Annotated in this window: 25 protein-coding genes; 13 read left to right on the forward strand and 12 right to left on the reverse strand. The window is 64.2% G+C overall.

Annotated elements, in window-relative coordinates; all coding sequences use genetic code 11:
- The first annotated feature begins 5 nt into the window (after nt 1–5).
- The 8 genes from EPB08_RS00210 to EPB08_RS00245 are packed head-to-tail and all read left to right on the forward strand — an operon-like array spanning nt 6 to nt 9211.
- Nucleotides 6–1322, forward strand: coding sequence for a type II and III secretion system protein family protein (locus tag EPB08_RS00210; RefSeq protein ID WP_229238155.1), 1317 nt, complete (start codon nt 6–8; stop codon nt 1320–1322).
- 10 nt (nt 1323–1332) lie between these two features.
- Nucleotides 1333–2619, forward strand: a complete 1287-nt coding sequence (locus tag EPB08_RS00215; RefSeq protein WP_130617059.1) for a CpaE/TadZ family protein — start codon at nt 1333–1335, stop codon at nt 2617–2619.
- A complete protein-coding gene (locus EPB08_RS00220) occupies nt 2604–3968 on the forward strand; it encodes a TadA family conjugal transfer-associated ATPase (RefSeq protein ID WP_130617060.1) in 1365 nt (454 codons plus the stop codon). Before EPB08_RS00215 ends, EPB08_RS00220 begins: the two co-directional genes overlap by 16 nt.
- Nucleotides 3965–4891 carry a type II secretion system F family protein gene (locus EPB08_RS00225; protein WP_130617061.1) on the forward strand — a complete coding sequence of 309 codons (927 nt, stop codon included), beginning with the start codon at nt 3965–3967 and terminating at the stop codon, nt 4889–4891. The genes EPB08_RS00220 and EPB08_RS00225 overlap by 4 nt, the downstream gene beginning before the upstream one ends.
- A 36-nt stretch (nt 4892–4927) precedes the next feature.
- On the forward strand, nt 4928–5881 hold the full coding sequence (locus tag EPB08_RS00230; protein WP_229238156.1) for a type II secretion system F family protein: 954 nt from the start codon (nt 4928–4930) through the stop codon (nt 5879–5881).
- 2 nt (nt 5882–5883) lie between these two features.
- Entirely contained in the window at nt 5884–6708 is an 825-nt protein-coding gene (locus tag EPB08_RS00235) for a tetratricopeptide repeat protein (RefSeq protein WP_130617062.1), read from the forward strand.
- Nucleotides 6705–7094: a DUF3613 domain-containing protein gene (locus EPB08_RS00240; RefSeq protein ID WP_130617063.1), complete on the forward strand. Its 390-nt coding sequence runs from the start codon at nt 6705–6707 to the stop codon at nt 7092–7094. The genes EPB08_RS00235 and EPB08_RS00240 overlap by 4 nt, the downstream gene beginning before the upstream one ends.
- 41 nt (nt 7095–7135) lie before the next feature.
- Entirely contained in the window at nt 7136–9211 is a 2076-nt protein-coding gene (locus EPB08_RS00245; protein ID WP_165418342.1) for a TadG family pilus assembly protein, read from the forward strand.
- A gap of 82 nt (nt 9212–9293) precedes the next feature.
- Here the strand turns inward: EPB08_RS00245 and EPB08_RS21195 are convergent, their stop codons facing one another.
- Nucleotides 9294–9494: a hypothetical protein gene (locus EPB08_RS21195; protein ID WP_229238157.1), complete on the reverse strand. Its 201-nt coding sequence runs from the start codon at nt 9492–9494 to the stop codon at nt 9294–9296.
- Between EPB08_RS21195 and EPB08_RS00250 the strand changes: the two genes are divergently transcribed.
- On the forward strand, nt 9481–10050 hold the full coding sequence (locus EPB08_RS00250; RefSeq protein WP_229238158.1) for a DUF2968 domain-containing protein: 570 nt from the start codon (nt 9481–9483) through the stop codon (nt 10048–10050). The genes EPB08_RS21195 and EPB08_RS00250 overlap by 14 nt on opposite strands.
- 292 nt (nt 10051–10342) lie before the next feature.
- Complete coding sequence (locus tag EPB08_RS00255) at nt 10343–11269, forward strand: helix-turn-helix domain-containing protein (protein ID WP_130617066.1); 927 nt, start codon at nt 10343–10345, stop codon at nt 11267–11269.
- Between the two features lie 22 nt (nt 11270–11291).
- Here EPB08_RS00255 and EPB08_RS00260 read toward each other — a convergent pair whose 3' ends face one another.
- From EPB08_RS00260 to EPB08_RS00270, 4 genes are all read right to left on the reverse strand, one after another.
- Nucleotides 11292–12239, reverse strand: coding sequence for an AraC family transcriptional regulator (locus tag EPB08_RS00260; RefSeq protein ID WP_130617067.1), 948 nt, complete (start codon nt 12237–12239; stop codon nt 11292–11294).
- Nucleotides 12240–12385: 146 nt separating this feature from the next.
- Nucleotides 12386–12691 carry a DUF2384 domain-containing protein gene (locus EPB08_RS00265; protein WP_130617068.1) on the reverse strand — a complete coding sequence of 102 codons (306 nt, stop codon included), beginning with the start codon at nt 12689–12691 and terminating at the stop codon, nt 12386–12388.
- A gap of 533 nt (nt 12692–13224) precedes the next feature.
- Nucleotides 13225–13353: a hypothetical protein gene (locus tag EPB08_RS21335; protein ID WP_267873328.1), complete on the reverse strand. Its 129-nt coding sequence runs from the start codon at nt 13351–13353 to the stop codon at nt 13225–13227.
- 378 nt (nt 13354–13731) lie between these two features.
- Nucleotides 13732–13920: a hypothetical protein gene (locus EPB08_RS00270; protein WP_130617069.1), complete on the reverse strand. Its 189-nt coding sequence runs from the start codon at nt 13918–13920 to the stop codon at nt 13732–13734.
- A 378-nt stretch (nt 13921–14298) separates the two neighbouring features.
- On the opposite strand from EPB08_RS00270, the gene EPB08_RS00275 reads away from it, so the two are divergent.
- Nucleotides 14299–14640, forward strand: a complete 342-nt coding sequence (locus tag EPB08_RS00275) for a carboxymuconolactone decarboxylase family protein (RefSeq protein ID WP_130617070.1) — start codon at nt 14299–14301, stop codon at nt 14638–14640.
- Here EPB08_RS00275 and EPB08_RS00280 read toward each other — a convergent pair.
- The gene (locus EPB08_RS00280; RefSeq protein ID WP_205746243.1) at nt 14625–15467 is read right to left on the reverse strand and encodes a DoxX family protein; all 843 of its coding nucleotides are present in this window, start codon (nt 15465–15467) and stop codon (nt 14625–14627) included. The two genes, EPB08_RS00275 and EPB08_RS00280, sit on opposite strands and share 16 nt — an antisense overlap.
- Before the next feature lie 161 nt (nt 15468–15628).
- Here EPB08_RS00280 and EPB08_RS00285 point away from each other — a divergent pair, with 161 nt between their 5' ends.
- Nucleotides 15629–16048: a hypothetical protein gene (locus EPB08_RS00285; RefSeq protein ID WP_130617071.1), complete on the forward strand. Its 420-nt coding sequence runs from the start codon at nt 15629–15631 to the stop codon at nt 16046–16048.
- Between the two features lie 4 nt (nt 16049–16052).
- Here the strand turns inward: EPB08_RS00285 and EPB08_RS00290 are convergent, their stop codons facing one another.
- From EPB08_RS00290 to ubiA, 4 genes are all read right to left on the reverse strand, one after another.
- The gene (locus EPB08_RS00290; protein WP_130617072.1) at nt 16053–17327 is read right to left on the reverse strand and encodes an RNA polymerase sigma factor; all 1275 of its coding nucleotides are present in this window, start codon (nt 17325–17327) and stop codon (nt 16053–16055) included.
- Nucleotides 17328–17382: 55 nt separating this feature from the next.
- Nucleotides 17383–17802 carry a VOC family protein gene (locus EPB08_RS00295; protein WP_130617073.1) on the reverse strand — a complete coding sequence of 140 codons (420 nt, stop codon included), beginning with the start codon at nt 17800–17802 and terminating at the stop codon, nt 17383–17385.
- Nucleotides 17803–17817: 15 nt separating this feature from the next.
- Nucleotides 17818–18246 (reverse strand): YciI family protein, encoded by a 429-nt coding sequence (locus EPB08_RS00300; protein WP_130617074.1) that lies wholly within the window; start codon nt 18244–18246, stop codon nt 17818–17820.
- 203 nt (nt 18247–18449) lie between these two features.
- Entirely contained in the window at nt 18450–19478 is a 1029-nt protein-coding gene (gene ubiA / locus EPB08_RS00305; RefSeq protein ID WP_130617075.1) for a 4-hydroxybenzoate octaprenyltransferase, read from the reverse strand.
- A gap of 125 nt (nt 19479–19603) precedes the next feature.
- Between ubiA and EPB08_RS00310 the strand changes: the two genes are divergently transcribed.
- Entirely contained in the window at nt 19604–19960 is a 357-nt protein-coding gene (locus EPB08_RS00310) for a VOC family protein (protein WP_130617076.1), read from the forward strand.
- Between the two features lie 82 nt (nt 19961–20042).
- Here EPB08_RS00310 and ilvA read toward each other — a convergent pair whose 3' ends face one another.
- Together ilvA and ilvN are read right to left on the reverse strand one after the other, a co-directional pair.
- Nucleotides 20043–21608, reverse strand: coding sequence for a threonine ammonia-lyase, biosynthetic (gene ilvA / locus EPB08_RS00315; protein WP_130617077.1), 1566 nt, complete (start codon nt 21606–21608; stop codon nt 20043–20045).
- A complete protein-coding gene (gene ilvN, locus EPB08_RS00320) occupies nt 21605–21850 on the reverse strand; it encodes an acetolactate synthase small subunit (protein ID WP_130617078.1) in 246 nt (81 codons plus the stop codon). Before ilvN ends, ilvA begins: the two co-directional genes overlap by 4 nt.
- Nucleotides 21851–21878: the final 28 nt, after the last annotated feature.

A 21878-nucleotide genomic window follows, 5' to 3' on the forward strand; every position in this document is an offset into this window, starting at 1 on the left:
GGAGCATGGATCTGAAGTACGTGACATCTTGTCTGTTCCTTGCCCTGGCGGCGTTGGCCACCGCTCCGGAGGCAGCTGCTAGCGCCGGCGAGGCATTGCTGTCGCTGCAGGTGCATGAGCAGCGTCCGTGGCGGCTTGCACCCGACATGGAGCGCGTGGCAATCGCTGACCCCGCCGTGGTGGACCTTGTCATGCTGAAGGGGCAACGCGAAGCGCTGCTGGTCGGCAAACGGGCAGGGCAGACCACGCTGCAGCTGTGGCATCGCGGTGACGCCACGCCGCAGCGGTGGACCGTCGAGGTAGAAAGCGAGGCACAGGCGAGCTTGCAGGCGGACGGCCATCTGAAGGTCTCCGCTGGAGACGGCGAGGCTCGCATCCTGGGCCATGCCGACAGCATGGCCGAGCACGATCGTGCCGTGGCTGTGGCACAGGGTGTGGTCGGCGAGAAGGGTTCGGTGATCGACTCATCGACCGTCGCCGACGGCGGCGTGGTGCAGGTGGACGTCAAGGTCGTGGAGTTCGACAAGTCGGTGATGAGCCAGCTTGGCCTCAACTTCAAGGCGACCAACCAGGGCTTCAGTTACGGATTCATTTCGCCACTGGGCAGCGGGGCATCCGACTCGTCTGGTGGCGCGCTGTCTTCCGCCTTCAATCTGGTGTTCAGCCACACCAGTGCCGATGGCGCGCACAGCTGGAGCAGCAACATCAATCTCCTGCAGAGCAACGGCATGGCACGGGTGCTTGCCGAGCCGACGCTGGTCGCGTTGTCGGGACAGAGCGCAAGCTTTCTCTCGGGTGGCGAGTTGCCTATCCCGGAGCCGCAAGGCCTGGGTACGACCACCATCGCGTACAAGTCGTTCGGCATCGGCCTGACGCTCACGCCGACCGTGCTGGCGCCTGATCGCATCGCGCTCAAGGTGGCACCCGAGGCGAGCGACCTGGATTACGCCAATGCAGTAACCCTCAACGGCGTATCGGTACCGGCCATCGCAACGCGGCGCGCGGATACGACCGTTGAGCTCGGCGACGGAGAAACCTTTGTCATCGGCGGCCTGGTCAGTTCCAGCATCAGCAGTCAGGTGGACAAGATCCCGTTGCTGGGCGATATCCCGGTGCTGGGCGCGTTTTTCCGCGACCTGCGCTACAGCCGCCAGGACAAGGAACTGGTGTTGGTGGTCACGCCACACCTGGTGAAGCCGATCGCCAAGGGTGTCACCCTGCCGCTGCCGGGCGAGAGCGAGCAGCGCAACAACCTGCCGGTGTGGGGTTCGTGGCTGCTTCACCCTGCCGGTGGCGATCAGCTGCCGGGTTTTTCGCGTTGAGGCACGGGTAATGCAGCCGAACGCCACGACCGTAGTCAACCTGGCCAGGCTGTCGCTGGACACGGCGCAGCTGCTGCTGTTCTCTCCCCAGGAGAGCAGCGCACAGCGCTATGCCGCACGTTTGCGTCATCTGGTGACTCTGTCGTGGTGTGACAGCCAGCGCTTCGCGAACAGCAGGCAAGCCCTGGATGCACGCACCACCAACCTCGTGCTGCTGGACTTCTCCGCCGAACACGCGGACAACTCGATACAGCTTGCCCGTCAACTGGTCTCGCTCGACCCCGCCCTGCTGCTGGTGGGTATGGGTGTGGCAACCGCAAACCGTGGCGCCGGTGTGTTGGCTGCCATGCGCGCGGGCCTGAAAGAATTCATCGATATCGATGCCGCGGATGAGGTGGTGCTTGGCCAGCTCCGGCAGCTCATGGAGCAGGCGAGACACCGGCGCAGCGAAATGCCGACAGCGTCTTCGAGGCGCGGTCAGCTGGTGCTGGTGTGCGGCGTAAGGCCCGGACTGGGCTCCAGCACACTGTCGGCACATCTCGCCGCCACCGCATCTGCGGCCTCATCCAGTGAATCCCCGGGTATGTCCAACAACATACTGGTGCTCGACCTCGGGCATTCTTCCGGCGACGTCGGACTCTATCTCGGCGTGCATGGCGAGTTCCACTTCGATGACGCCGTGCGCCATGCAGACCGCCTCGATGCCACGCTGATGCGCACCGCGGTGGGCCGCCACGGTAGCGGCGCATCCGTGCTTGGCCTTCCGCTGGACCGCGATGCGGCGGATGTCGGTGGCAGCGAAGCCCTGCCGCTGCTGGAGCGGCTGTTGTCGATGTACGACGTGGTGCTGTGCGACTTCGATGTTCGTGCGCTGGCCGTGGCGGGCGCAGGGCTGGTGCAGGTTGCAGATGAGATCTGGCTGATCGGCGACCAGGCCGTCGGCTCGATGGTGGCTCTGGATAGCTGCCTGCGGCAGCTTGAGCGGGCGGCTGCTCGCGACATGCGCGTATCGCTGGTCGTGAATCGCTACGACGAAGCCTGCGGCATCAGCGGTGCGCACATGGCCGAGCGCTTCAACCTGCCATTACTCGCCACGTTGCCCGAGCGTTCGCGCCCGTTGCGGTCCAGTGCCAATCAAGGCGTTCTGCTTCACGAAGCGGTCCCCGCCGACCCCTATATACGTGCGCTACGGCCGTTGCTGTCGCGACTACGCCTGCCGGTAAAGCAAGCTGTCAGCGCGCCCCATTGGAAAGTCTGGTTCAACCGGTTCAAGGGATCATCATGGAAACGCCACTGAATAGTTCAGACGCGTCACTCGCCGCTGCGCTGCGTCGCGCCGACATTTCGGCGCGCCTGGATGCTTCGGACGTTCCCTTCGAGCAGACGCAGCAGTTCCAGGACGTGCTGTCGGCCGCACATGAGTTCTTGCTCAATCGCATCGAAGACCAGCGCATCGACCTGTCGTCCTGGGCACGCCAGACCGTCGTCAAGTATGTGGAGACGGAGACCGCCAGCTTCGTGCAGGAGTGGCGCATCCCCGTCAACGAAGCGGAAATGCAGAAGGTCGCGGGCGCGCTGGTACGCGAGCTGACCGGCTTCGGTCCGCTCGATGACCTGCTGCAGGAGACCGATGTCGAGGACATCCTCATCAATGGCCACGAGGATGTGTATGTGTCCCGCGGCGGCGTGCTCGGACGCGAGAACATTCGCTTCGCCGACAACCATCATCTCCTGCGCATCGTGCGCCGTATCCTGGCGCCGCTGGGACGGCGATTGGACGATTCCAATCCCATGGTCGACGCGCGCCTGCCTAATGGCGGGCGCCTGAACGCGATCATCGAGCCGCTCGCCGTCGGTGGCCCATGCGTCTCCATCCGAAAGTTCCGCAAGGATCCGTTTACCCCCGACGAGCTGCTCGCGAAGGGCAGCTTCGATCGCGCCATTCGCGCATTCCTTGAGGCGGCGGTGCTGGGACGATGCAACATCATCGTGTCCGGCGGAACCAGCTCCGGCAAGACCTCGTTGCTCAACGCACTGGCCAGTTTCGTCCCGGCAACGGAGCGCGTGATCACGGTGGAAGACACCGCCGAATTATCGCTTCACCATCCGCACGTGGTGCGGCTGGAAAGCCGTCTGGGAAGCTTCGACGGCGAAGGGGCGGTGAGCATTCGCGACCTCGTGCGCAACAGCCTTCGCATGCGCCCGGATCGCATTGTCGTCGGCGAGGTGCGCGGCAACGAAGTGCTGGAAATGCTGCAGGCCATGAATACTGGCCACGATGGTTCGATGTCCACCATCCACGCGAACTCGCCGCGTGATGCGCTGTACCGAATGGAAATGCTGGCAGGCTTTGCCGGCTTCCAGGGCAGCGAGAGCAGCCTGCGTCGACAGATCGCGAGCGCGGTGGATTTCATCATCCAGATCGGACGACTAGGCAATGGGAGGCGCGTCGTGCAATCCATCTGCGAGGTGACGGGCGTTGGCGACAACGTGATCACCACGCAGGACATGTATCGGCACGAGTCCTTCGTCGACCGTGACGGGCGTGATACGGATCGCTGGATGGGCCTGGGCTTGCAGCCGCATACCACCAAGCTCGAACCGTTCCGCCAGTTCCTGCGCCAGGCGAGCGGCTCGCTGCTATGACCCAGGTGTTGGCGCTCGCCAGCCTCGCCCTGATCCTGCTCGCGGTCGCGATCGACCTGTGGTGGGGAAGCGCGCTGCGTCTGCAGCAGCGCAAGAGCATGGACCATATCGATGCCAGGCTAGGCAGCCGCGCCATAAGCGAAGCACGCCCGGTCGTTGCGCCGGCCGTGCCGGTCGCTCAGGGCCTGCGTCAGCGCATGGATGAATTCCTGTTGGAGGCGGCGCTACCTGCAGGCCGACGCATCTATGTCGCGCTGGTTTCGCCTGGCGTGTTGCTGACCGTGCTGGCGTGGTGGCGCATTGGCAGCGCCCTTGCGATGCCGCTGATCGGTGGCGTCTATACGGCCGCGATGTGGCTATGGTTGCGTCGCCGCGCCGAGCAGCAGCGGCGACAGATGGTTGGCCAGCTGCCCGACTTTCTCGACGGCATGATCCGCCTGACGAGCGTAGGCAACAGCCTGCCCATGGCATTCCAGAGTGCGGCGAAGTCGATGAGTGCCCCTCTTCGCGGCGTGCTCGACCGTACGTTGCTGTCCATGCATGCCGGCGTCGATCTCGACCAGGCACTGGCGACGGCGTCCCGCCCGTATGCACTGGAGGAGCTGTCGTTGCTTCATTCCGTGCTCGGTGTCGGCATCCGCGTGGGCGGTCGCGCCGATCACATCCTGCAGCGCATGAGCGACTTCATGCGCGATCACGCACACGCCCGCAGCGAATTGCACGCCATTACATCGGAAACGCGGATGTCCGCCTGGGTACTGGGTCTGCTTCCGCTGGCGGTGTCCGCGCTGATGATGCTGGTGGATCCGGCATTTTTCTCGCCGATGTTCACGCAGCCGTTGGGTCACAAGCTGTTCGCGATTGCATTGGGCCTTGAAGCGGGTGGCGCTGTCCTGCTGTATCGCCAGGCCAGGTCGCTGTAGCGCCATGGAAAAGACACTCCGCATGAGGAGCACGCCATGAGCAAGGATTGGATCCTTGGATGCGCGGCTGCGTGCCTCCTGGCCGGGCTGGCGCTGTTTGCCATCAGCGCCTGGCGGAGTCTTGGACGTCGCCGCCGGGAATCGCGTGTGATCGACCGCGCGTTGGCCGGACCGATGATGGCTGTTCGCGGGGAGGGCGTGGCGAAGGAAGAGGGCAACTGGCGCCAACGCCTGCTTGAGGCGATCCAGGCCTTGGGGGAGCGTTTCGGCAAGGGGCGGCTGGGACAGGCGCTGCTCACTGCTGAAGACCGCCTGCTGCTAGGTCAGATCAACCGCAACACGCCGCAAGGCCGTGCCATCTTCCTCGGCCTGCGGTTGGCACTGGCTGTAGCCACCCCGCTGCCCGCACTGCTGTGGTTCCGGCCGGGTGGGTTCAATGTGATCGTGGTCTGCATTGGTGCGGCGGCGTTCGGATTGATCGCGCCCAAGCTGCTGCTGGACGCCATGGCGAAGCGGCTGCGCAAGCGTGCGGAGGACGAGCTTCCCTTGCTGGTCGACCTCATGCGCCTGCTGCAGGGCGTCGGCTTCAGCGTGGACCAGAGCCTTCAAGTGGTGAGCGATCGGTTCCAGGCGCCGCTGCCGCTGTTGTCCCGCGAGATTCGTGAAGCCAACGTCGCCTACGCTCACGGCCGCAATCGCATGCAGTCGCTACGTCGGCTATGCGAGTTCGGGTGCGATGGCCTGCAGGGGTTCGTGCAGATCCTGGTGCAGGTGCATGAGCACGGGGGTGCGGTGCAGGAGCCCCTGCGCCAGTTCGTGGATCGGCTGCGTGAGCAGCGCAAGCTGCGCATGAAAGAACAGAGTGGCAAGCTCTCGGTGAAGATGACCATCGTGATGATGCTCACCCTGCTGCCAGCACTGATGCTGGTGCTGGCCGGTCCCGCCGTGATCTCCCTGATCGGCACCATGACCAAGCTCAAGGTGCATTGACGATGGCCATGTTCGTGACGCGCCAAGCCTGGATCTCGTTTGTCATCGCCGTGACGGCGTTGCTCGGCGGCTGCAGCAAGACCATCGGCGGATATCCCAATCATGCCCCGGAGCCCTCGCTGGTCGCGCCCGCAACCGCGAGCCACGACGACAAGGCGATGTACATGGATCTGGTGCGGCAGATGCAGCAGCAGGGCGCGTACTACGCATCGCTGGCGCACATCGATGCTTACCGGCAGCGCTACGGCGATACGCCTGAGCTGCGCAGGCGTCAGGCCGATGCGCTGAGAGAGACAGGCCAGCATGACGCGGCACGCGAGATCTATCACGGTCTGCTTCATGGCGACCAGGCTGCGCCGGCATGGCATGGCCTGGGACTGATCGAAGCGCAGGCCGGTCACGATGCGGCGGCCGACGAGGCGCTCCTCAAGGCTTCCAAGCTGGAGCCGGTCAACGCGGCTTATCTCAGCGACCTTGGTTTTGCACGCCTGTGCGCGGGCCGTTACGACGAGGCGCAGGCTCCCTTGGCGATGGCTGCCGAGCTGGACCCGTCCAATCCCAAGGTAGTTTCCAATCTTGCCCTGTGGGCGTTGCTCACCGGCGACTCGACGCGCGCCGACGCGATCATGCAGCGCGCATCGCTTCCGCCTTCGAGCCGTGCGGGCGTGCGCCAGCTTGCGCTCGAACTCGGTGATCGTCATCGCCAAGCAACCAGTTCGGTCAGCGGCACTTCGACCACAACCGGCGGCACGCAGCGCGCTGGCGAGGTGCCTGCCAGCATGTTGCAGCGGTTCACTCCCCTTGCCAACCAAGAGGCCCGGCCATGAGCCAGACCCTACGTATCCTCAGTCGTCGCGGTGTGTTTGCTGCGTTTGCGGCGCTGCTCGCGCTGCCAGCAGCGGCCCAACAGAGCCCGATCACCGGACGAATGCTTGATGCCGCGCCTGCGCCGGCTGCAGCACAGGAGCCATCCGTCCCCGCCACCCCTGCCGCGCCGACCGATACGGACAGTGCGGACCGTAGCGTCACACGGCAATTGCTGCGCATGCAGGCCGAAGGGCAGCACGCGGGCAAAGCGTTGCCCATTACGGGAGCCGAGGCATCGGCGAGCTACTCGCGTTACCTGAAGAGCTTCGAGCATCCCATCCCGGCCTTTTACACAACGAACGTGTCCGGCAACAAGAACGCATCGGGCACGGCCGGCGCGCAGTGACGGATATGCCGGCCAGCATGGTCTTCAGGGGCCGGCGTCGCATGACGCAGCGAGGCAGCATGGCGGTCGCCATGCTGCTGCTGATGCTTGGCCTGGTCACCATGCTCGGCCTGCTCGGCGTCGGCTATGTCTATTGGGCAAGGCGCGACGCGCAGAAGGTCGCCGACCTTGCCTCGCTGGCCGGTGCGCAAATGCCCACCGCGTGTGCTGCTAACAATCAGGACAATACGGCTGCGCGCGGCAACGCACAAATCGAGAATGGCTTCAGCCAGCAACTGGCGATCAGCTGTGGCACCTGGGATCCGGTGGCCAACGCGGGGACTCCCGATCATTTCGCCGCGCCGCCCGGCGCGCAGGCGCCCAATGCCGTGAAGGTCGTGGCCACCCGTGCGACTGCCGGTCAGGGCCCGGGCTCGTTGTTGCCCAGTGTCAGCGCGACCGCGGTGTCCGCCGCACAACCGCCCATTGCTGTTTTCTCCGTAAGCGGCGCGCTCGCACAGGTCAACGGCAGCGGCTTATTGAGCCAGGCGCTCACGGGCATCGGCCTGCCACTCACCGGCACATCACTGGTGAGCTATGACGGACTTGCCAATGTGACGATCACGCCCGCAGGCCTGCTGCAGCAGCTGGGCGTGAGCGTGCCGGCCGACATCACGGTCGGTGGCCTCAATGCGTTGCTCGCGTCACAACTGCAGGCCCATGCATTGATCGATGTGCTCGATGCCACGGTCAAGGCCGCAGGGCGCCAGGATCTGCTAGGCGCCGACGTGTCGCTGGTCAATGCCATCAACGCCAGCCTGGGCACGAATGCCGGCAACGTGGCGCTGGGTTCCACCAACGGTGCAGGTGGTCTGTTCGCGCAGATTGTGGCTCCCGATTCGGCGGCGCAGTCGGCGCTCAATGCGCAAGTCAATGCGCTGCAGCTCATCATCACCGCCATTGGCGTCGCCACAGGCGATCACGCCGTCGGCGTCGATGTCGCGACGCCGTCGGGTGGCATCTTCGGTGCGCTCAACGTGACTGCGAAAACGCGTGTGATCGAGCCGCCGGCCATCGGTATCGGCGGCATTGGCACCACGGCTTACTCGGCACAGCTGCGCACTTTCCTTGAGTTGAAGTTCGACAGCGGCGGGATTCCCGTGGTCGGCTCACTGCTCAACCCGCTGGCGCGAATCTCGCTCGATGTGCCACTTGCCATCGACCTGGTCAATGCACAGGCCACGCTCACTGACCTGTGCGATGGACTCGATAGCCAGGGACGACCGCAGGCCGTGCTGGCAGTGGACTCCAGCGTGCTTCAGATGTGCGTCGGCAACTTCACCGCGGCCAATGCATTCTCAACCAGCGGTAGCTGCAGTTCGATTCCCGGAGCGAGCAGCCCGGCTTCCTTGCTCGCAGTGAGTGCCGCAGGCAAGCCGTTGCTCACTCTCAATAGCGCACTGACGCTTTCCCCACTGACATCGAGTGGCACCGGGGCCCTGTATCCCGGCCAGAGCAAGAACATTCCCGATGGCGGGACATCACTTGCCGTGGGTACGGCCGTCAACAATCTCATGACGGCCTTGACGATTGCCCTCACGACGCAAGGAACCCCAGGCAATAGTTCACAGACCTCCGGCGCGTTGGCGCAGGATTTGTGGAACGCCACGGCGGGTTCGTCACCACTCAACCTGACGCGGCTTAGCCAGGCGCTCACCCAGCTGCAGAGCGCCTCACAGGGGCTGCAAGGGTTGCTGGGTAACGATGTCGGTTCAGTCGCCACGATCCTTGGCAGCGCGCTCAGTCTCAACGTGCCGTCACTGCTGGGTGGTGTCGCCGGGTTGTTGGGCAATACAGGCAGCGCCCTTGGACAGGTGGCCAGCACTTTGGGGTGCACGGTCAGCGACACTGCATGCGTCAGCGCCATCCAGGGCGCCATGGCTGGTAACAGTGGAACGGTATCCAATGCCTATGTGGCCTTGCTCGGTTTTGTTGCGCAGACGCTGCAGGGGCCACTCAACGCAGTCGGCACGCAAATGCTGACACCACTGCTAAGGGACACGCTGGGGCTCAGTCTCGGCGTGAGCACCGTGACACTACACGGGCTGCAGTGCCATCGAGCGCAGCTGGTCTACTAGTCGATGTCACTTATTGATCACAAGCAAAAAAGCCGGATCGGTGGCCATGCCAAGGGCCTTCGAGAAGCAACGCGGCATCGCTTCAACACATGCCGAGGCGCCAAGCAAAACCTAGGGGGAATGGGATGAAGGCAATGATTCGTAAAGTGGGCCTGCGACGGATGTCTTTGGCGATGGGATCGATGGTGCTGATGGCAACAGCCGCATGCGCGAGCTCGCCCTTGTCGGGCAACATTCCATCACCTGCGTCGTCCAGCAACGAGAGCAAAGTGCCCGCCAGCATGGTGGACAGCCTCAGGCAGCTGATTGATACGCACCAGCTCACCGAGGTGCGTACCACTTACAACAGCACGTATGGCTCGAGCTTGCTGTTCCGTGCGGACACGCTCGGGTACTACGTGGTCCTGTTCCACGGCAAGGAGTTCTGGCGTGTGATCCAGACGGACTCGTTCGAGCAGGCGGAGACGCTTTACCGCACATTTGTTGCGCAGACGCAGACGCTCGGTGAAGTCGAGATCGACGCCATGCGCCTGAATGCGGGCAAGAAGTATGCTGAGAAGATGATTGCGTTGAACGAGCAGCGCCTCCGCACGTTACAGAAGGATGCCAGCAATCAGCAGCAACAGGCCCAACAGGTGGCCGAGCAGCAGGAACAGGCCCGCCAGCAGGCAGCATCGCTCACTAGTGATCTGCATAACACGACGGCCCAGCTGGATGCTGTGAAGCAGCAGATCCATGCACTGGAGGCGATGGAGTCCAACCCCAATCTCGTACTGCCGAAGCCGGCACCGACCTCGACGGAGTCGCCGGCACCCATCGACCCGCCACCTTCGCATTGACACGTTGCGGCCGGCATCGCCGGTGCCGGCCGCAAGTCTTTCAAGTCGAGTGTCTGGACGAGCCATCGTTGCCGTGCGATGCGGGTCTGCAGGCCGTTTGCGCTGTTTCTACATGTTTTACGTAGATGGTGGCGGTCTACTACCCAACACTGCTTCTCAAACCGACGATTCCTCAGACCCATCGTCAGTGCGGAAGCAAGCCTCGACAGGCTAGGCAGTTTCAACGGCGGGGCGAAGCGTCCCACCGTCGCACTGGTCGATCCACGCACGTGATCGCTTACCAGTGCCTCCCTTGCCCAGCCTCTACACGGCGTTCCCCAACTTCAACATGGTGGCGGTCCCGCTGGGTGCCGACCAGCACGGCATCGATCTCCGGTTTCACCGGTGCGGGGGCCACGTTGCACTCGTCCTGAAAGCCCATGCGCCGATACAGTGCCGGTTCCGCCTGCCCCAGGGGCATGTCTTGGTGGGGCACACGCACCGAGCGGGGTCGAGGAGCCGTCTGGATGGCGCCGCATTGACGACAGGCTCTTCGTTCACCGTCTTTCCGAAACATGACTGCGACATCATTTTCGGGAAGGGTACGAGCGCGAGCATCGTGCTTACTTCGATCGATGCGTGGATCGATCATGGCGATGCGCGGCGACTCGCTTTATCGCTGGGAAGTCGCCCCACATGGTCTGCATCCCACGCGCTCGCTGACGCGTCCTTGGGCGAGGCACATGAAGATGTTCAGCGATCGGCATTGATGCATGCTGGTGATCATCCGGATGAAGGGTTCGATCGACGGATTCAGGAACTTGTCTGCCGCCAGGTGACGGCGAACCTCAGCGTGACCGACGAAGTCGGTTCGTTACCGACCATCGACCATCGGTGTCGCTATTTCATTTTCAAGCGCGCCCTGGAGTTCATGCTCGACAACCTGCACAAGGAAATCTACATCAGCGAATTGTGCGATGCGGCACAGGTGAGCGAGCGCACGCTGCGCTACGCGTTCGAGCATGTAGTGGGACTGTCGCCCACGCGATACCTTTTCTACTTGCGCCTGGGTTCCACCTGCCGGGACCTGATGCTGTCACGCCCGGACCGGGTCTCGGTGGCGTCCGTCGCGCTCAAGCGCGGCATGTGGGACCTGTCCCGATTTGCCGGCGGTTATCACCGGGTCTTCGGCGAGTATCCCAGCGACACGTTGCGACGACGGCTCGCTGCGGCCGCCTGAGCAGCGTTGGGTCGTCAGCCCATCAGGAAAGCTGCGCAGCCTTCAGCACCATCGACGGTGGCACGCCGAAAATGGAGCGGTAGAAGCCGGAGAATCGCCCAAAATCCCATACGCCAAAACGGCCGCATATCGAGGCGATCGTTTCGGACCGGTCGGCTTGTTGAAGCGCCCCGTGGATCTGGCTCAAGCGCCTGAGCAGCAGGTAACGGTGCGGGCTGACGCCGAACTGCTCGACAAATACGGTGTGCAGTGTCTTACGCGACGTACCGGCGACTCGGCAGAGTTCGTCGATGTCGGGAATATCGCTGCCAGCGCCTTGCACAACGTCCAGTGCACTGCGAACGATCTGCTCACGCCCGAGACGGGGGCGACCTACCTGATGGCGACGCTCCTCATCCATGCTCTGCACGCATTCGAGGCTGGCATCCAGCAGCTGCTGGGTCAGAGCTTCCCGGGCCCGGAGATCCTCGAACAGGGCTGGCTGCTCTGCATGGTTCTGCAAGGCGCGAACCACGATGCTCGACAGGCGCCGGACGACGCTGGCGTCCGCCCGACCGATTCGGTGGGATCGCTGGTCAGGACGCCCTTCGATGAGCTCCTGTGCCATCCACTGTTTCACGATGGCTTCGTCCAATATCACGCCGAACCACTGGATCATGCCACTGGTCGGCAAGTGGAACTCGAGGCGAGGGGCCAGAAAGGCAACGGTCAGCGCATCCAGTTCACAGCCATTGATGGCGACGAACTCCGGCATCGATAGCGGGATAAGCATCGTGTAGCACGGAGCGGCGCATTCACCGCTGAAAAGCACGCCGCCACCTGCCTGGCCTTTCAATATCCCCAGGCTGTCCAAGGCCAGGCGCGCCAGACACCAGTCGTGGGTGAACCGCTTCGTAAGCGTGAAATTGCCGATGAGAGGCTCGAGATGGCTCGCAAAGAGCTCGAATTCGCCGCTGCCTAACCTGATCATGTCCCCACGCTTCCCCGAAGCAGCCGGCGACAACCCCCTTGTCAAACCGGCGTCACTGCGGACGCGGGTCTATTCGCTGCGATATGTCGGTGATTCTACACGTAAAACGCCGATTTATATCGATTTAAAATCAATCCCGTCAAGTCTTATTCGCCCACGAGATCGCGGCTGTAGAGATTGGGGCTGGCGTCATGGATGACGTCCCAAAGCCGGCTTTCATCGCCTTCGGCCAGCACCTCGTAGGCGGTCCGGCCGGCAAACGACCATTGGTGCCGGCACATCCATTGCGCGGCACGGCGCCGGCTCCCGATCTGCTGAACCAGCAGGTCTGCCAGTTGGGGATAGAGATCCTCGAGCGCCATGAAGGAGCTTAGGGTGATCTTGTCCCTCAGCGCGTTGGCCTGCGCTACTTCCGAAGCAATTCCCCTGAGGGCGGTTTGTGCGTTGATCATGGTCGCTGCAACCCTTTGTGCATTGCCCGCCGTCCAACCGACAGGCTTCCCCGAGATCCATGGAATCGGTCGCTATGGTTATCGACCGCGGCCGCGTCGCTACGCTTCAGTAACGACGCCAGGATCGGATGGCGCGTTGACCGCAGCGAGCGCAGGTTCGTTCGCCATCGTCCAGGCGAACCCATTGATGGCCTGTCGCGCCACAAACCCGTTGGCGCAAACGCTCAAACCTGTTGGTAATCCACACCGCCATGAAATTCTTTCCGTAAGACATATAAAGGGCAAAAGTAGGCCTGTGCTGCGTGACGCCGTGTCCGATGCCGGCAAGCAGACGCCTGCGTTGCCTCGAACCTCGTTGTTGGATCGATAGCTGCCCTGCAACCCGTTTCTTGCGAATGAGTCGTTTGGTCGCTTCAACCGTATCGATGGTGATGGCGCGTCGGGAGGCGCGGAAACGTTGCGCTATGCCGGGTCGCCTGTTTTGAAGTGAATCGGGTGAGGGCTGGGGCGCCGCTATAGGCCGCGATCGCTATTCACTGGTCGTTGATCGCCGTGCCAATCACCAGAGCCAGCAGGACAAACGAAACCGTCAGAAGTCGAAGAGCCGTATACAGCACCGTCATTTCCTTGGTGTGGGTTGCCCGTGCGAGTGCGTTGGGCACGCTTTTACCGTAGCGGGCGCCGGGCAGCGCTGATGCACGGGAGCGGCATGCCCATGCACATAAACGGCGCGACGATGCACATTTTCGGCATAGGGAAGAGACGCACGGCACAAAGCCTTGAATCGTGCCGTTTATGTGCATAACGGAGCCGTTTATGCACGATCTTCGAGCCAGCCCGTTGGTTAGCGTGAGGCCCGGTTCGCTGGCTGGGTGGTCGACATGCGGATGGACGCGCGAGAGACATCGCGTTCTCGCCGCTTCGGAAGGCAGCGCCACCCATCAACAAATTCAAGATCGGGCGAGGCATCGATGCATTTCGAATACGACCACCGGACGTTCAGTGTCGTGGAACCCCGCAGGCACATCCGCATCACCAGGTCATCGAGGTTGTTCGGTATCGATCACCTTATCTTCGACTATGAAGACCGGAATCACTCCTTTCCCTTCAGCGTATTCGAAGCTTACGGCGGAGAGGCCGTGGCGCTCGGGTCGCGCCGAGTGGAGCGTCCGGCTGCCATCGCTGCCTATGTGGTCGAACGATCCATACAGCTCGGCTTGCTGGCGCATGGATCGCTCTTTCCAAGCGACGATCGGGCCATTGCGGTGAAGACGTGGCGAACGATCGTTTGGCTAGATCACCGGAAATACGCGGACATGTGCCAACGCATACGGCTGGGTGTTCTTGCCCTCTGCACGCAAGGCGGGACACGTCGATCCGCGGCCCCTGATTTTGCGGTCCACCTGGTACCTGCCTACGGAGACGTACCCAACTCCGCCATGAGGCCGTCGACGCGGAGGCTGTATGCACGGCCATAACCAAGGAACCGACCCATGTGGCCTTTTGCGCCGGCTGCTATCACTCAGGGAATACGAGGGGTAGCGCAGCATCTCGGCGCACGGCGCACGGCGCGACGGCGCCTGCCCATCTTCCGAGGAGACAGCACCATGCTCAACTGGCCCGAATATCGCAAGGAACTCGTTGGTCGCATCGGTGACGTCGGCAAGCTGAGTCCCGACACCGTGGCCGGCTACCAGACGCTCTCCAATGCGGCAAAGAAGACCGGCAAGCTCGATGCCAAGACACGCGAGCTGATCGCGCTGGCGGTGGCCGTCACGACGCGCTGCGATGGCTGCATCACCGTGCATACGGCCGAGGCCCTCAAGCACGGGGCCAGCCACGAGGAAATCGCCGAGGCGCTGGGTGTGGCGGTGGCGCTCAATGCCGGTGCCGCGCTGGTGTATTCGGCACGGGTGATGGATGCGGTCAGCGCCTACGAGGCGTCGTAGCGCCGCTCGCGATAGGAATCCGCCACCACCCAGGCACCGCAGGCAATGGCGGCGGAGATGACGAACGCCGTCCATGCCGTGCGATCGGAGGGATGGGCCATGATCGCGGGTGCCCATACCAGTAGCGTGATCATCCATAGCATCGCGGCCTCCAGGGTGGCCGCGACCCGCGACAGCACGCCGGACAGCACGGCGACGCAGGTGAGGATGCTGCAAGCGCCGGTGAAATAGGCCCAGCCGAGCGGGTAAGGGAGCCAGGCGGGAATCAGTGCGGCGGTTTGCTCGCTGTAGAAGAAATGCGACAGCCCGATCATGGGCAGCGATACCGCGAACAGCACGCGTGCAGCGCGGACGCCGCGGCGACCGTAGAGCCAGCTCAGCTTGCCGTGCTCGTGATTCCCGGCATAGCGCGCTAGCAGCACCCAGGCTCCCGCGAGGATCACGGCGATTTCCCCGAAGCCGAGCCAGGTCGCTTCCATCAGCGGTACGAACACGACCGCGGGCAGTTTCAGCAGGACTGCCCAGATCAACAGGAACGCGGCAAGCAAGGCGGAGGCGGGCTTGGCCAGCGGCTTCACCAGAAGGCCCATGCCGCCGACCAGCTCGATCAATGCAAACGCATAGGCGATCAACTTTTCGCCGGGAAGGTGCTCGATCGGCAAGTGCTGCCAGACCAGCGCGACGTCGCCGTAGATCAGGCCCAGTACGCCCAGCCCGATCATGCTGGCGGCGAGGCCGACCTGCGAGGGGTGGGGCGCGGCATAAGCGCGGTCGGGCACCGGCAACGACGTTACAGAGGAGGCCATGGCTTGCTGCGAACGATCCATACCTTGCTCCCTTCAGGATAGGCGGCAGGGAAACTTCAGCTCGATGGAACAGTGCGGCGACGGGACGGCAGTGGCCGCATGGAAGGCCAAACGGGCATCATTAGAGCGAGACACTGCGTCCGGTGCAACGGTAGAGACGCGCGCGAAAGGAGGAAGGCGCCATGTTTTCGGAGCGACGCATCGAATCGCTACCCGTCGACACCGATGTGGACGGTGTGAAGATCTACACGATCTCCGCGAGCGGAGATCCGGTCGACCCCGCGCCTTATCTTGCGCGGCTGCAGATCATGAAGGCGATGCGCTCCGTGCCGTGGCATGACACGCCGGCCTTCGCCATCTGTCATGACGGCGCCAATGCGCGTTTTCTGACGCTCGGATGGTGGGGTAATGACAACGAGATGTTCATAGCCGTAGCGGTGACGCAGCCCGAGGGTTGGATCGAAGACCTGGGACGATATTCCTTTTGTCTGTGGGACATGGAGGTGATGTGGCACGAGCGCAACGCGTTCGTGGAGCACATGTGCGGCGATGTGCCGGATCTGGCGGCTTATCGCATGGACCGGTTAACGCAGCGTCGTTGAAACCTCATGCGTCGGCCGCCTTCGCACTGGCCGCCGCCCGCTGCAACAGCAGGTCGCGCTCGCGCGTATTGCGCGTGAGGGAGGCGGCGCGTTCGAACTCCGTGCGCGCTTCCGCGTGTCGGCCAAGCTTGCCGAGCAGGTCGCCGCGCGCACTCGGTAGCAGGTGATAGTTGCGCAGCAAGGGTTCGTCGCGCAGCGCGTCCACCAGATCCAGCCCTGCTTGTGGACCAAACGCCATCGCGTGTGCCACGGCGCGGTTGAGTGACACCACGGGAGAGGGCATGCGTTGCGCCAAGGTGTCGTACAGCGACGCGATGCGTGGCCAGTCGGTGTCCGCGGCGGTGCGCGCCCTTGCATGGCATGCGGCAATGGCAGCCTGCAACGCATACGGACCTTCCGCGCCGCCGAGTGCTTCCACTCGCTGCAAGGCGGCGAGCCCGCGTCGGATCAGCAGCTGGTCCCAGCGCCCGCGATTCTGTTCGCTGAGCAGGATGGGTTCGCCGTTCGGGCCGACGCGAGCCGCGATGCGCGATGCCTGGATTTCCATCAGCGCCACCAGGCCGTGCACCTCAGGCTCGCCTGGTGCGAGGCCGGCCAGCACGCGGCCCAGGCGCAGGGCCTCGCCGCACAGGTCCGGGCGCATCCACGCATCGCCCGAGGTGGCGGTGTAGCCCTCGTTGAAGATCAGGTAGATCACTTCGAGCACAGACGCGAGTCGTTCGGACAGCGCGTCACCGCGTGGCACTTCGAATGGAACTTGTGCCTCGCTGAGGGTGCGCTTGGCGCGCACGATACGCTGTGCGACCGTGGGCTCGGGCACCATGAAGGCGCGTGCGATCTCGGGCGTGGTGAGCCCGCCAAGCAGGCGCAGTGTCATCGCCACGCGCGCTTCGGTGGACAGCACCGGATGACAGGCCGTGAATACCAGGCTCAGCAAGTCATCGCCGATCGGATCGTCCAGCATGGCATCCGGGTCCCCCACGGTCTGTTCGAGCTGGTCCTCGATTTCGCGGGTGAGTTCGCCTTCCTTGCGACGATGCAGCGCATGGCGGCGCATCTGGTCGATCGCGCGGTGCTTGGCCGTGGTCATCAGCCAGGCGCCGGGATTGCGCGGCACGCCGGTGGTCGGCCACTGTTCCAGCGCCGTCACCAGGGCGTCCTGCGCCAGCTCCTCGGCGAGGCCCACGTCGCGCACGATGCGGGCCAGGCCGGCGATCAGCCGGGGCGATTCCATGCGCCACAGCGCGTCGATGGTGCGGTGGATGTCGGTGGCCGTCATGGTCGCCGATCACAGCACCGCACCTCCCGCGACGCAACCCTGCCGTTGCGCAGGGCTATTTCGGTGGCGACATCACCATCCAGTTCACGCCGAAGCGGTCGCGCAACATGCCGAAGCTGGAGGCAAAGAAGGTCGCCGATAGCGGCAGGGTCGCTTCGCCACCGTCGTGTAGCAGGGCGCTGAACAAGCGCGCGGCTTCGTCATCGTCCTTGGCATTGAGTACGAGTGAAAAGCCCCGGAAATCCACCTGGCCGCGGCATTCGCCATCCGACGCGTTGACCAGCGAATCGCCGATCTTCATCGACGCATGCATGATCTTTTCGCCATTGGGCTGGTCGGGGCCGCAGCCTTCCGTGGGTTGCGGGCTTTCCTTGAAGCGGACCAGGTGCTGCACCTGGGCGCCCACGGCTTTGCCGTAGAAGGCGAGGGCTTCCTCGCAGCGGCCATCGAAGAACAGATAGGGTTGCACCTGCATGGCGGTCTCCAGGGATCAGTGCTTCTCGGCCATCTGGGCGCGCTGGCGCGCTTCCTGTTCGCGCAGTTCGGGCGTGAACTCCGCACCGAAATCCTCGACGTCGAACACCTGGCGGATCTCCACTTCCGACGCGCCGTCGTCGAACGGGCTGGGGGCGCGCTTGAGCCATTCCACGGCCTCTTCCAGCGAGGCGCACTGCAGCAACCAGAAGCCGGCGATCAGTTCCTTGGTCTCGGTGAAGGGGCCGTCGATGACGGTGCGCTTGTCGCCTTCGTAGCGGATGCGCGCGCCGCGCACGCTGGGGTGCAGCCCCTCGCCGGCCAGCATCACGCCGGCCTTCACCAGCTCCTCGTTGAACTGGCCCATTTCGGTCAGCAGTTTTTCACTCGGCATCTCGCCGGCTTCGGAGGCGCGGGTGGCGCGCACCATGGCTATGAATCGCATTGTCGTCACTCCTGGTTGGTTGGCCGGGCCACCGGAGGGCGGCTCTTATCCAGACGACGAACGATACCCGTCGAAATCGACAGGAGGCGTGACTGTTTCATTTTTGTGGGAGCGCACCCTGTGCGCGACAAGCCTACGGAGAGGCTTCTTGCCAGGTCGCGGTCGCGCACAGGGTGCGCTCCCGCAGGAAGGACGGCGGCTGGTCAGCGCACCGCCAGCGCCAGCACGATGCCGATCCACAGCGCCATGCCCAGCCAGTTGTTGTTGCGGAACGCCCACAGGCAGGCGTCGCGTTCGCGGCCCTGGATACGCCACATCTGCCAGCCGAACAGGCCGGCGGCGACCAGCAGGCTCAGCCAGTAAGGCCAGCCCAACGCGGCACGCTGACCCACGAACAGCATGGCCAGCAGGAACGTGCCCATCAGGATGCCAAGGATCGGCAGGTCCGCGTCGCCAAACAGGATGGCGGTGGACTTGGCGCCGGCCTTGAGGTCGTCGTCGCGGTCCACCATGGCGTACTGCGTGTCATACACCACCGACCAGACGATGTTGGCGATGAACAGCAGCCAGCCCACCGCCGGCACCGTGTTGGACACCGCGGCAAAGGCCATCGGGATCGACCAGCCGAACGCCGCACCCAGCACCACCTGCGGCAGGTGCGTATAGCGCTTGGTGAACGGGTACAAGGCCGCCAGCGCCGCGCCCGCGAAGGACAGCTCGATGGTGAGCTTGTTGGTGAACAGCACCAGGATGAACGAGAACACCAGCAGGCTGGCGAACACGATCAGCGCCTCACGCGGCGTCACGCGACCGGCCGCGATGGGGCGACCGGCGGTGCGGGCCACCTGGGGGTCCAGCTTGCGGTCGGCGAAATCGTTGATGGCGCAACCGGCCGCGCGCATGGAAAACACGCCCAGCGTGAAGATCACCAGCAGCTTCACCGGCGGGAAGTCCGCCGCGGCCAGCCACAGTGCCCACCACGTTGGCCAAAGCAGCAGCAGCGCACCGATCGGGCGATCCATGCGCGTGAGCACCAGGTAGTCGCGCGCCTTGCTGCGATAGGGGGCGGGCAACTGCTGCAACAGCCAATCGAGCACGCGCGTCGCGCGGGTGGAACTGTCCGAGGGCTGCGCACTGCCGCGCGCCGAACGGGGCGCCACGCCGGGCCGGGGGCGGGGCGTATTGTTGGCCGGCAGGTTGCGCGGCTGGCGCTTGCGTGAAGTGGGAGCCATCCCCGAAGTGTAGCGTGCCCCACCGCCCGGGGTAGCGTGACGCAGCGCCGGTCTGCAGGGCGCGCTTCGTCGCAAGACGGTCATAAAGCTGACTACACTGCGGATCTCAAGACCGGATCGCCGCCATGCCCAATGCCCTCAGTCACATCGCACTGATCGTTACCCATCCCACGCGGACGGCACATCTGCTGGCCGGCGTGTTCGAGGACGTGCGCATCCTTCGTGAGGAAGACCCCACTGACTCGCACCCGGAAGTGATCCTCCAGCTGGCGGGTCTGGAGTTCGCCCTGATCCGCGGACAAGGGCCGGCCTCGCGCAATGGCGACCACATCGCGTTTGCAGTGACCAAGGAAGAGCAGCTGGTCTGCGCGCGGCGCATGGACGAGCTGGCGGTGGATTACCAGATGGCGCGTGGGGACACGGCGCTTTACTTCAGCGACTACGACAACCATGTGTTCGAGTTGGAGGTTGTGGAAGGCTGAGGCGCGGCGATCGCGCACTGGGTGCGCTCCTACAGAAGCGCCGCTCTTGTAGGAGCGCACCCAGTGCGCGATCCAGCCTGCCTTATTCCCTCAACAGCAACCGATACGCCGGATTCGTACTCTCGTCGCGGAACGGATAGCCCAGCGTCTCCAGGAACGCCTGGAACAGCGCCCGCTCATCCTCCGGCACCTGGATGCCGACCAGGATGCGCCCATAGTCCGCACCTTGGTTGCGGTAATGGAACAGGCTGATGTTCCAGTCCGGATGCATGTGACTCAGGAAACGCGTGAGCGCGCCCGGTCGCTCGGGAAACTCGAAGCGATAGAGCAACTCGTCCCGCGCCAGCGGTGAGCTTCCACCGATCATATGGCGCAGATGCAGCTTGGCCAGCTCGTCGTCGGTGAGATCGAGCACGCCGAAGCCGTGCGTGCGAAACGCATCGATCAGGGTATGGCGTTCATCGCGATGCGTGGTCTGCACGCCTACAAAGATGTGTGCCTCGGCGGTGCTGCCAATGCGGTAGTTGAATTCGGTGATGTTGCGCTGGTCCAGCGCCGCGCAGAAGCGGCGGAAGCTGCCGCGTTCCTCGGGGATGGTCACCGCGAACACCGCTTCGCGCTGCTCGCCCACTTCGGCACGCTCGGCCACGAACCGCAGGCGGTCGAAATTGAGGTTGGCACCGGAGACGATGGCGACCATCGGGTGTTCCGATGGTCCATGCGTCGCCACGTATTGCTTGAGGCCGGCGAGGGCGAGAGCACCGGAGGGCTCCGGCACGCTGCGCGTGTCGTGGAACACGTCGCGGATCGCCGCGCAGATCGCATCGGTGTCCACCCGGATCATGGCGTCCACATGCTGCTGGCACAGCTCAAAGGTGAGGTCGCCCACGCGCTTCACCGCGGTGCCGTCGGCGAACAGGCCGACTTCCGATAACGTCACCGGCGCGCCGCGCTCCAGCGACTGCGCCATCGCGTCGGAGTCGCAGGTCTGCACGCCGATCACCTTCACGTCGGGGCGCAGTGCCTTGATATAGCCGGCAACGCCCGCGAGCAGTCCGCCACCACCGACCGGTACGAACACCGCGTGCAGCGGGCCGGGGTGCTGGCGCAGGATCTCCATGCCCACCGTGGCCTGCCCGGCGATCACGGCGGGATCGTCGAACGGATGCACGAAGGTGTAGCCGTGCTCGGACTGCAGTTGCGCGGCAGCGACCTGCGCATCGCTGTACGAATCGCCGGCCAGTACTACCTCAACCTGCACACCGCCGAAGCGGCGTACCGCGTCCACCTTCACCTGAGGTGCCGTCACCGGCATCACGATCACCGCGCGGATGCCGAGCCGGGCCGCGGCCAGCGCCACGCCCTGGGCGTGGTTTCCCGCCGAGGCGGCGATCACGCCACGCGCGCGTTGGGCCGAGTCGAGCGAAGCCATGCGGTTGTAGGCGCCGCGCAGCTTGAACGAGAACACCGGCTGCTGGTCTTCCCGCTTGAGCAGCACGCGCTGGCCAAGACGTGCCGAAAGCAAGGTCGCGGCGTCGAGCGCGGTTTCGCGTGCCACATCGTAGACGCGCGCGCCCACGGTCTGCCGCAGCAATTCGTGTTCGCTGAGGCGAGCGGTATTCAGCGCGGGCTTGGCGAGTGCATTCACGGCGCGGCAGCGGTCGGATGATTGACTTCGATCACGTCGACCAGCTTGCGCGTCTGCTTGATGATCTGCTCCACCGTGTCATCCGCGCCGTGCATCACCAGGGTGAGCTGGGACACGGCCGGGTCGCGCGTGGCGGCCACGGTCAGCGAATCGATATTGCAGTGGCGCGCGGCGAACAGGCCGGCGACGCGCATCAGGGCGCCGGATTCGTTCTGCAGCAGGATGGACAGCGTGTGTTTCATGGCAAGACTCCGTAACCCCTCCTACTCG

Origin of the sequence: Dyella amyloliquefaciens (assembly GCF_004296575.1) — a bacterium.
Classification (GTDB): Bacteria; Pseudomonadota; Gammaproteobacteria; order Xanthomonadales; family Rhodanobacteraceae; genus Dyella; species Dyella amyloliquefaciens.